Annotated in this window: 8 protein-coding genes and 1 pseudogene; 3 read left to right on the plus strand and 6 right to left on the minus strand. The window is 67.0% G+C overall.

The window, feature by feature from the left end; all coding sequences use genetic code 11:
* Window positions 1–46 precede the first annotated feature (46 nt).
* Window positions 47–1,564 carry a cryptochrome/photolyase family protein gene (locus V5A38_RS07630; protein WP_332325169.1) on the minus strand — a complete coding sequence of 506 codons (1,518 nt, stop codon included), beginning with the start codon at window positions 1,562–1,564 and terminating at the stop codon, window positions 47–49.
* Window positions 1,565–1,750: 186 nt separating this feature from the next.
* Here V5A38_RS07630 and V5A38_RS07635 point away from each other — a divergent pair, with 186 nt between their 5' ends.
* Together V5A38_RS07635 and V5A38_RS07640 are read left to right on the plus strand one after the other, a co-directional pair.
* Window positions 1,751–1,954: a hypothetical protein gene (locus tag V5A38_RS07635; RefSeq protein WP_332325162.1), complete on the plus strand. Its 204-nt coding sequence runs from the start codon at window positions 1,751–1,753 to the stop codon at window positions 1,952–1,954.
* Window positions 1,955–2,005: 51 nt separating this feature from the next.
* The gene (locus V5A38_RS07640) at window positions 2,006–2,983 is read left to right on the plus strand and encodes an aldo/keto reductase (protein WP_332325163.1); all 978 of its coding nucleotides are present in this window, start codon (window positions 2,006–2,008) and stop codon (window positions 2,981–2,983) included.
* A gap of 32 nt (window positions 2,984–3,015) precedes the next feature.
* On the opposite strand, the gene V5A38_RS07645 is transcribed toward V5A38_RS07640, so the two are convergent.
* Window positions 3,016–3,222 (minus strand): hypothetical protein, encoded by a 207-nt coding sequence (locus tag V5A38_RS07645; protein WP_332325164.1) that lies wholly within the window; start codon window positions 3,220–3,222, stop codon window positions 3,016–3,018.
* Window positions 3,223–3,328: 106 nt separating this feature from the next.
* Window positions 3,329–4,009 carry a nitrile hydratase subunit beta gene (nthB, locus tag V5A38_RS07650; RefSeq protein WP_332325165.1) on the minus strand — a complete coding sequence of 227 codons (681 nt, stop codon included), beginning with the start codon at window positions 4,007–4,009 and terminating at the stop codon, window positions 3,329–3,331.
* A gap of 71 nt (window positions 4,010–4,080) precedes the next feature.
* Here nthB and V5A38_RS07655 point away from each other — a divergent pair, with 71 nt between their 5' ends.
* Window positions 4,081–5,361 carry a hypothetical protein gene (locus V5A38_RS07655; RefSeq protein ID WP_332325166.1) on the plus strand — a complete coding sequence of 427 codons (1,281 nt, stop codon included), beginning with the start codon at window positions 4,081–4,083 and terminating at the stop codon, window positions 5,359–5,361.
* 1 nt (window position 5,362) lies between these two features.
* Here V5A38_RS07655 and V5A38_RS07660 read toward each other — a convergent pair whose 3' ends face one another.
* The 3 genes and pseudogenes from V5A38_RS07660 to V5A38_RS07670 form a co-directional block, all read right to left on the minus strand.
* On the minus strand, window positions 5,363–6,529 hold the full coding sequence (locus V5A38_RS07660) for a pyridoxal phosphate-dependent aminotransferase (protein WP_332325167.1): 1,167 nt from the start codon (window positions 6,527–6,529) through the stop codon (window positions 5,363–5,365).
* Window positions 6,526–6,930, minus strand: coding sequence for a 6,7-dimethyl-8-ribityllumazine synthase (ribH, locus tag V5A38_RS07665; protein ID WP_332325168.1), 405 nt, complete (start codon window positions 6,928–6,930; stop codon window positions 6,526–6,528). Before ribH ends, V5A38_RS07660 begins: the two co-directional genes overlap by 4 nt.
* 136 nt (window positions 6,931–7,066) lie before the next feature.
* Window positions 7,067–7,276: pseudogene (locus tag V5A38_RS07670) on the minus strand (Glu/Leu/Phe/Val dehydrogenase); the annotation flags it as partial.

Here is a 7,276-nt window from a genome sequence, read left to right on the forward strand (position 1 = left end):
CCTGGTGCCGAAATAAGCGTCTTGGACGACGGTCGCGGCGCTCCGCTCAGAGCTCGCCTGCCCCAGCCATGTCCCGTACCTCCTCAGCGCGTTCGCGAAGCGCCGCCCACTCCTCTGGACTCTTGTCGTCCACGTGGGCGTACATCAGGCCCATCCGACCAGTTCCACGGAGCGTCTCCTCGTTCTCCTCCAGGAACGTCCAGTAGAGGCTGTTGAACGGGCAGGACCCCTCGCCGGTGTCCCGAGAGACTGCGTAGGGACACGAGCCACAGTAGTCGCTCATCCGGTTGATGTAACTCCCCGACGAGGCGTACGGTTTCGAGGAGAGGACGTCGGTGGCGAACGAGCCCATCCCGATAACGTTCGGGGTGGTGACCCAGTGGAACGCGTCGACGAACCCCTGGTGGAACCATTCGTTGAGTTCACCCGGGTCGGCGCCGTACAGCAGCGCGAAGTTCGAGAGCACCATCAGGCGCTCGATATGGTGGGCGTACCCGTGCTCGCGGACGTGCCCCACCGCCTCCGAGAGACAGACCATCTCCGTGTCTCCGGTCCAGTACGCCGACGGGAGCGATTCGGTCTGGTCCAACTGGTTGGCCTCAGCCAGTCCCGGCATCGACCGCCGGTAGACGTGTCGCATGAACTCCCGCCACCCGAGGAGCTGGCGGATGAACCCCTCGACGCTGTTGAGCGGCGCCGCTCCCTCCTCGTACGCCTGCTCGGCCCGTTCGATGACCTCCATCGGGTTCAGCAGGCCGAGATTGATCGACGCCGACAGCAGCGAATGGCTCATCGCCCACTCGCCCTCGACCATGGCATCCTGATACGCACCGAACTCCTCGAACCGCGCGTCGACGAACCGATCGAGGGCCGTGAGCGCCTCCGCTCGCGTGACCGGCCAGTGGAACGCGGCTGTCTCTGTGGCCTCGCCGAACGTCTCGAGCTCGTCGGCGACCCACGCTGCAACGTCCCGCGTCGTCTCCCCGGGTTCGAACGTCGGCGGCGCTGGCGGCTCCCAGTCAGCCGGCGGCGTTTCGCGGTTCTCCCCGTCGTAGTTCCACGCACCGCCGACTGGATCGCCGTCGTCCATCAACACGCCTGTCTCGCGGCGCATATGTCGGTAGAACGGCTCCTGGCGGTAGCTGTTGGGACTGTCCGTCTCCCGGCTCGCCGCCCACTCGTCGAACGCCGCCGGTGGGAGGATGAACGTCGGGTTGTCGACGAACGAGAGACTCCCGCCCCGCTCGGCGACGAGGCGCCCGAGTCGGTCGGCCGCACCGTGGGCTGCCGGTCGGGGCATCGTCAGTTCGTCCCCGGGATGTGCGGCGAACTGCGTATCGAGTGCGTCGCCGAACGTCTCCGCCTGGCGGTACTCGACGGTATACCCACGATCGCGGAGGTCGTCGCGAAATCGCCGCATCGCGGCGAACAGGAGCGTCAGCTTGTGCGGATGCGAGGGGCGACGGGTTGCGAACTGCGTCGACTCGACGAGCAGCACGCGGTCGTGGTTCTCGAGGTAGTCGGCCGTCCGGTCGAGATGCGTTCCGAGCAGCCAGAGCGTCATTGCGGCGGCGACGAGGGTGGTGGCGAGCGGCGCTGTTCCGTGCGGCGTGGGTGTGACCAACAACGGTCCATGTCCCATGAATCGGCCCCACCACGTATAGTACGACCGACAGTGAGAGGTGGACCGACGTGCGGGGCCCGGGACCGTGCCGGTGGAGTTTATAATGCGGCGTTGGATGGGGGACGCATGGATTACGAGAACATTCTCCGAGATTGGCTGCTTGGCCTCATCGCGGCGCTGCTGGCCGCGCTGGTGCTGGCCGAGATGGGGACGCAGTTCCTCGAACCGGTACTGGCGCCGTTCGCGAACCTCCTGGCGCTCGTGACGTTCCTCGCGTTCATCCTGGTGACGGGTGCGTTCCTCGTCTACACCGCGAGTTTCACGGACTGAGCCGTTCGCCGCAGCGCGTGGCTTTTTTACAGCGTAGCCCAACGGGGTGGCATGGAGTACACCACGCTCGGCGACACCGGCATCGAGGTCTCCCGCATCTGTCTGGGCTGTATGAGCTTCGGCGACCCGGAGTGGCGGGACTGGGTGCTCGAGGAGGAAGCGGGCAAAGCGCTCGTCGACCGGGCTGTCGAACTCGGTATCAACTTCTTCGACACCGCGAACATGTACTCGCGGGGCGAGTCAGAACGAATTCTCGGGGACGCGCTCTCGGAGTACGACCGCCGGGAGATGGTCGTGGCGACGAAGGGGTTCTTCCAGATGCGAGAGGACGACCCGAACTCGGGCGGGCTCTCCCGGAAAGCCATCGAGCAGGAGCTCCAAGCCTCGCTCGACCGGCTGGGGATGGACACCATCGACCTCTACCAGCCCCACCGCTGGGACTACGATACCCCCATCGAGACGACGCTCCGAACGCTCGACGACGCCGTCCGCCGAGGGCAGCTCCGCCACATCGGCGCCTCGTCGATGTGGGTCCACCAGTTTGCCGAGGCGCTCCACACCAGCGACCGGCTCGGCCTCGAGCGCTTCGAAACGATGCAGAACCACTACAACCTGCTCTACCGGGAGGAAGAGCGGGATATGCTCCCCTATACCCGGAAGCAGAACGTCGGCGTGATGCCGTGGTCGCCGCTGGCCCGTGGCTTCCTCACCCGCCCGCACGAGGAACAGGACGCGACTGCCCGGGGCCAGAGCGAAACCGAGGCTGACCGCCACCCGTACCTGGCGAACGGCGGGCGCGAAGTGAACGAGCGCGTCGAGGAACTCGCCGAAGAGAAGGATCTGAAGATGGCTCAGATCGCGCTGGCGTGGCTGTTCACCAAGGATGCCGTCGATGCCCCCATCGTCGGCACCACCAGCGTCGAGCATCTGGAGGACGCCGTCGAGGCGCTCGACGTTTCGCTCTCCGCCTCTGAGATGGCCTATCTCGAGGAGCCCTACCAGCCGGTCGAGGTCTCCGGCCACCGCTGAGGCGGCGGCTCGTCCCGCGACCCCGCCTTCACTCACTGTTGCTCCGGCCTGTGACAAATCCGAAGATTGGTCGCGACGCCGGGAACCAGGACGCCGTGAGCGGCGTCAGGGCTCCCGAGCGCGGGGATGTGGACGGCGAACCGACCGCGTTCGGGTTCGTCGGCGATGCCGAGCCGAGTCCGCAAACGATTCTTCGTCGCCGTGGTCGACGTCGACGTCTCGGTCTCGCCGTTGCTCATACTGCCGGACAGAAGTGAATGAAGACTCGCTCACCAGTCTCGAACCTTCACACGAGGTGACGGCCGATTCACGGCGAGAGATGGTGCATCGTTCTGTCCGGCAGTATCAGTTCTCGGCGGGCCGGAGATACGGCTCCCAGCACACCAACCGGACTCCATCGGCGTCGGTATGTTCCTCTCCCCAGAGCTCCGCGGCGTCGAACCGGACGTTGTACACCGGCACCGCCCGCTCCTTCCCCTGTGCGCTGTCGTCGGGGAACACGTGTGTGCCGCGGTGCTCCTGCACGTCGCCGCCGACCCCACGGACGTAGCGCGGCGCACGCGTGTGGTGGCGCGGGTGGTCGTTTCTCACGACGACACGGTCACCCGCCTCGAATGCTGGCTCGACGGCCTCCCGGTCGCTCCCGTAGGACTCCGTGACCCCCGCCAGCAGCTCCTGGGTCAGTTCGGGGTCGCTCTCGTCGGGCACCTCCGCCTCTCCGCGCTCGAATGCGAGCGCCCGCTCGCGGAGGGCCTCCGCGTCGACGACCCCGGCGTCGACGAACAGCGATTCGATACCGGTCTGCCAGCGCTCGTAGTACGGCGTGTCGAGGTAGTACACCGGATCCTGGCGCTCCAGCGTCGCGCGGAACCGGTCCAGATTGAACGCGCCGCGGGCGAGGCCGGTGAGAAACAGCGCTTCAGTGACGCCTTCCCACTCCTCGTGGAACGGGCTGGTGTCGTCCGGTTCGTCCGGCGGGAGGTCGTCGAACCCATCCATCCCCCCGAGGTCGTGGATCCCATTCATGCCGGGTCGTGGGTGACGACGGTACAAATAGTCGGGGGCAACGTGAAGTCGCGTGGGGGCAATCGGTCCGTATGTACCGTCGGAGTCTCCTTGTAGCGATCGCGACGCTCGCTGGCTGTGGCGCACCGCCGTCGAGCGACAGCGAGCGGACGGTCGGAACGACGGCCCACCCTGGCGGGACCCGGAGCCTCGATGGCGACGCCCTATTCGGGCTCCCGAGCGTCCGGCGCGACGGAAATCCGACGCTCTCAGCCCGTCTCGACCTCCGAACCGCCGACAGCCTCGACGTGGGGCTCCCGGCGAAACCAGTGTGGCTCGCCGGAGTGCCCGATTCGGCCGGGAGTCGCTGGGCAGCGGTGCTCGACGACGGTCGGGTCGTCGGAATCGCCTTGGCCGAGAACGGTGCGCGGCGATTCACGCTCCGACCCGAACGTCACGACGGTCCGCCGTTACTGGTGGCTGGCGAGGACAGCCGTGTCGCGGCACCCGCCGCGCTCGCCGCCCACACCCATCCGGTTCCCGTTGCCGGCGGGCTATCGTGGGTTCGGCAGGATGGTCGACTGGAAACGCCGGGTGGCGTGGCAGCAGTCGATGCGCTCCCGGACGCGGTTCCCGTCGCCGGCGACGGCCGGGTGTTCGTGCTCGCGGAGCCGACAGAGTCATACGACCATGGCGTACTCGGCGACGAACTCGAGGCACGGAGTGTCGCCGTCGTCGACGCCGACTCCGGAGCGATCGAGCGACGACTTCAGCCACCGGACGGAACGGTGATCGAAGGCCGGTCGGCGATGCTCACGACGCTCGGAGACGACCAAGCGATCGTCGTGACTGCCAGCGACGCTACTGCAGGCGCCCGTCTCGCCGCGCTTGGCGTCGACGGCGACTGGCAAGCGATTGGCCCGCCGGTCGGCGGGGGCTATCGCTGGCGCCATCAACTGGCTGTCGCACCCTTCGCTCCGAACGGTGAGCGTGCAATCGCGGCGGTCAAAACCCCACATATCGGGGGCGTCGCCGAGTTCTACCGGCGCGACGGTGACCGCCTGCGCCTCGCCGCGACTGACGCCGGGGGGTACCAGTCACACGAGATCGGAAGCAGAAACCTTGGCGGTGGGATTGCAGGACGACTCACGGGCGAGGACCGCTGGTGCCTGCTGCTCCCCGACCGCATGCGGGAGACGCTCGTCGCGTTGGTCTGGACCGGCGGCAGTGGCGGCCCCGTGGACCAACCGTTCACACTCCAACTCGATGGGGCGCTCACGACGAACGTTGGGGCAGTCGACCGACCGGGGAACGACGAGAAATCCGTCGTCGCGGCGGGAACCGACGCCGGGGTGCGCTTCTGGCGCGGCTGACTCAGATGAGGTCTTCGTTGGCCAGCCGGGCGAACCCGTCCTTCAGCCGTTCCTCGCTGGCGGCGTAGGAGATGCGGGCGTAGCCCGGCGCGTTGAACGCGCTCCCCGGAACGGCGGCAACGTGGGCGTCCTCGATAGCCCTGTCGCACCACTCCATATCGTCGGTCGGCCCTTCGTCAGTGGGGATCATCGCGTAGAACGCGCCCTCGGGTTTGGGAATCATCTTCCCCTGGTCGGCCAGCAGGTCGACGACGATTTCACGGCGCTGCTCGAAGGCGGCGACCATCTCCGCAACCTCCGTCTCCACGCTCTGGAGCGCCTCGACGCCAGCGTGCTGGACGAAGTTGGCTGCACAGGTGACCGAGTGGCTGTGGACCTTCGACACCTGCTCGATTAGCGGTTCGGGTGCGGCAAGATAGCCCAGCCGCCAGCCCGTCATCGAGTACGCCTTCGAGAACCCGTTGATCGTCACTGTTCGCTCGGCCATCCCGTCGAAGGAGGCCAGCGATAGCGCCTCGGCGTCGTAGGTGATCCGGTCGTAGATCTCGTCGGCGACGACGGTTACGTCGTGTTCGACGGCGAGGTCACGGACGCCCTTCATCGCGTCCGCGGAGAACACCGCCCCCGTCGGATTCGACGGGGAGTTGACGACGAGCATCGTCGTCTCGTCAGAGACCGCGGCTGCGAGGTCGTCGAGCGCAGGCTCGAGCGCAAATCCGTGCTGCCCGAGATCGACGCGAGTGAGGTCGGCGCCGGCGATCTTCGCTATCGCCTCGTAGGAGACCCACGCGGGGTCGAGCAGCACCACCTCGTCGCCCTCGTCGACGAGCGCCTGCATCGTCTCGAACAGCGCCTGCTTCGCGCCGGGCGTGACGACGACGTTCTCCGGGCCACAAGGGACGCCTTTCCCCTTGAGACATTTCGAGACGGCCTCACGGAGCTTCGGGATGCCGTTGGAGGAGGTGTAGGTCGTGTGGCCGTCGGCGATGGCCTGCCGACCCGTCTCCCGGATACGCGCAGGCGTCGGGAAATCCGGTTCGCCGACCGAGAGATCGACCACGTCGACGCCCTGCTCTTTCAGTTTGCTGGCCTTGTTGCCGACAGCAACCGTCGCCGAGGGCTCGACGCGGCCGACCCGCTCGGCGAACTCCCATTCGCGCTCGCTCATGGCAGCGCCTCCACGAGGTCAACTGCGGCATCGACGGCCGCTGCCCCTTTCTCGACGCGCTCGCGCGCCTCGGCGCCGCTCTGTCCTGGCCCCGTGACGCCGAACGTGACCGGCGTATCGCGCTCGAGACCGACCTCCTGGAGCGATTCCGCAGTCGCATCGGCGATCGTCTGGTCGTGGTCCGTATCACCCGTCACGACGGCGCCGACGACAGTGACGGCGTCGACGCCGTCCTGTCGGGCGAGCCTGTCGGCCGCAAGCGGCGTGTCGTACACGCCCGGCACCCGGACAGTGCTCGTAAGCTCCACACCGCGGTCGGCGGCGGCATCGGTCGCCGCCTCCGCCATCTGCTCGGTGACGGACGCGTTGAACTGCGCCACCACCAGTCCGAGGTTCATCATAACTATAGCCAGCACGGCGCCGATAAAAGAACTACCGAAGCGGGTGAGACGGGAGGATGACTGTGCAGGACCAGGGGCGGGAGAGAGGCGAACGACGACAGCGAAAAATGGCTGCGTTGCAGGTGTGACTGGGGAGTTAGGGCCAGTTACCGTTATCCAGGAACGCGTCGACGACGCGCTGGATGGCGACGACGTAGGCGGCGGCCCGGAAGTTCGGCACGTCGTACGACTCGTAGGCGTCGGTCAGCCCATCGAAGGCGTCGGTGATGATGGCTTCGAGCTCCTCGTTGACCCGTTCTTCGTCCCAGTAGAAGCGCTGGCGGTTCTGGACCCACTCGAAGTACGA

Source organism: Halolamina sp. (assembly GCF_036626355.1).
Lineage (GTDB): Archaea > Halobacteriota > Halobacteria > Halobacteriales > Haloferacaceae > Halolamina.

Bases quoted from the DNA above. Each gene is read 5' to 3' on its own strand.
- V5A38_RS07630 (WP_332325169.1), bottom strand. From the start codon at position 1,564: ATGACGCTCTGGCTGCTCGGAACGCATCTCGACCGGACGGCCGACTAC.
- V5A38_RS07635 (WP_332325162.1), top strand. From the start codon at position 1,751: ATGGATTACGAGAACATTCTCCGAGATTGGCTGCTTGGCCTCATCGCG.
- V5A38_RS07640 (WP_332325163.1), top strand. From the start codon at position 2,006: ATGGAGTACACCACGCTCGGCGACACCGGCATCGAGGTCTCCCGCATC.
- V5A38_RS07645 (WP_332325164.1), bottom strand. From the start codon at position 3,222: ATGAGCAACGGCGAGACCGAGACGTCGACGTCGACCACGGCGACGAAG.
- nthB (WP_332325165.1), bottom strand. From the start codon at position 4,009: ATGAATGGGATCCACGACCTCGGGGGGATGGATGGGTTCGACGACCTC.
- V5A38_RS07655 (WP_332325166.1), top strand. From the start codon at position 4,081: ATGTACCGTCGGAGTCTCCTTGTAGCGATCGCGACGCTCGCTGGCTGT.
- V5A38_RS07660 (WP_332325167.1), bottom strand. From the start codon at position 6,529: ATGAGCGAGCGCGAATGGGAGTTCGCCGAGCGGGTCGGCCGCGTCGAG.
- ribH (WP_332325168.1), bottom strand. From the start codon at position 6,930: ATGATGAACCTCGGACTGGTGGTGGCGCAGTTCAACGCGTCCGTCACC.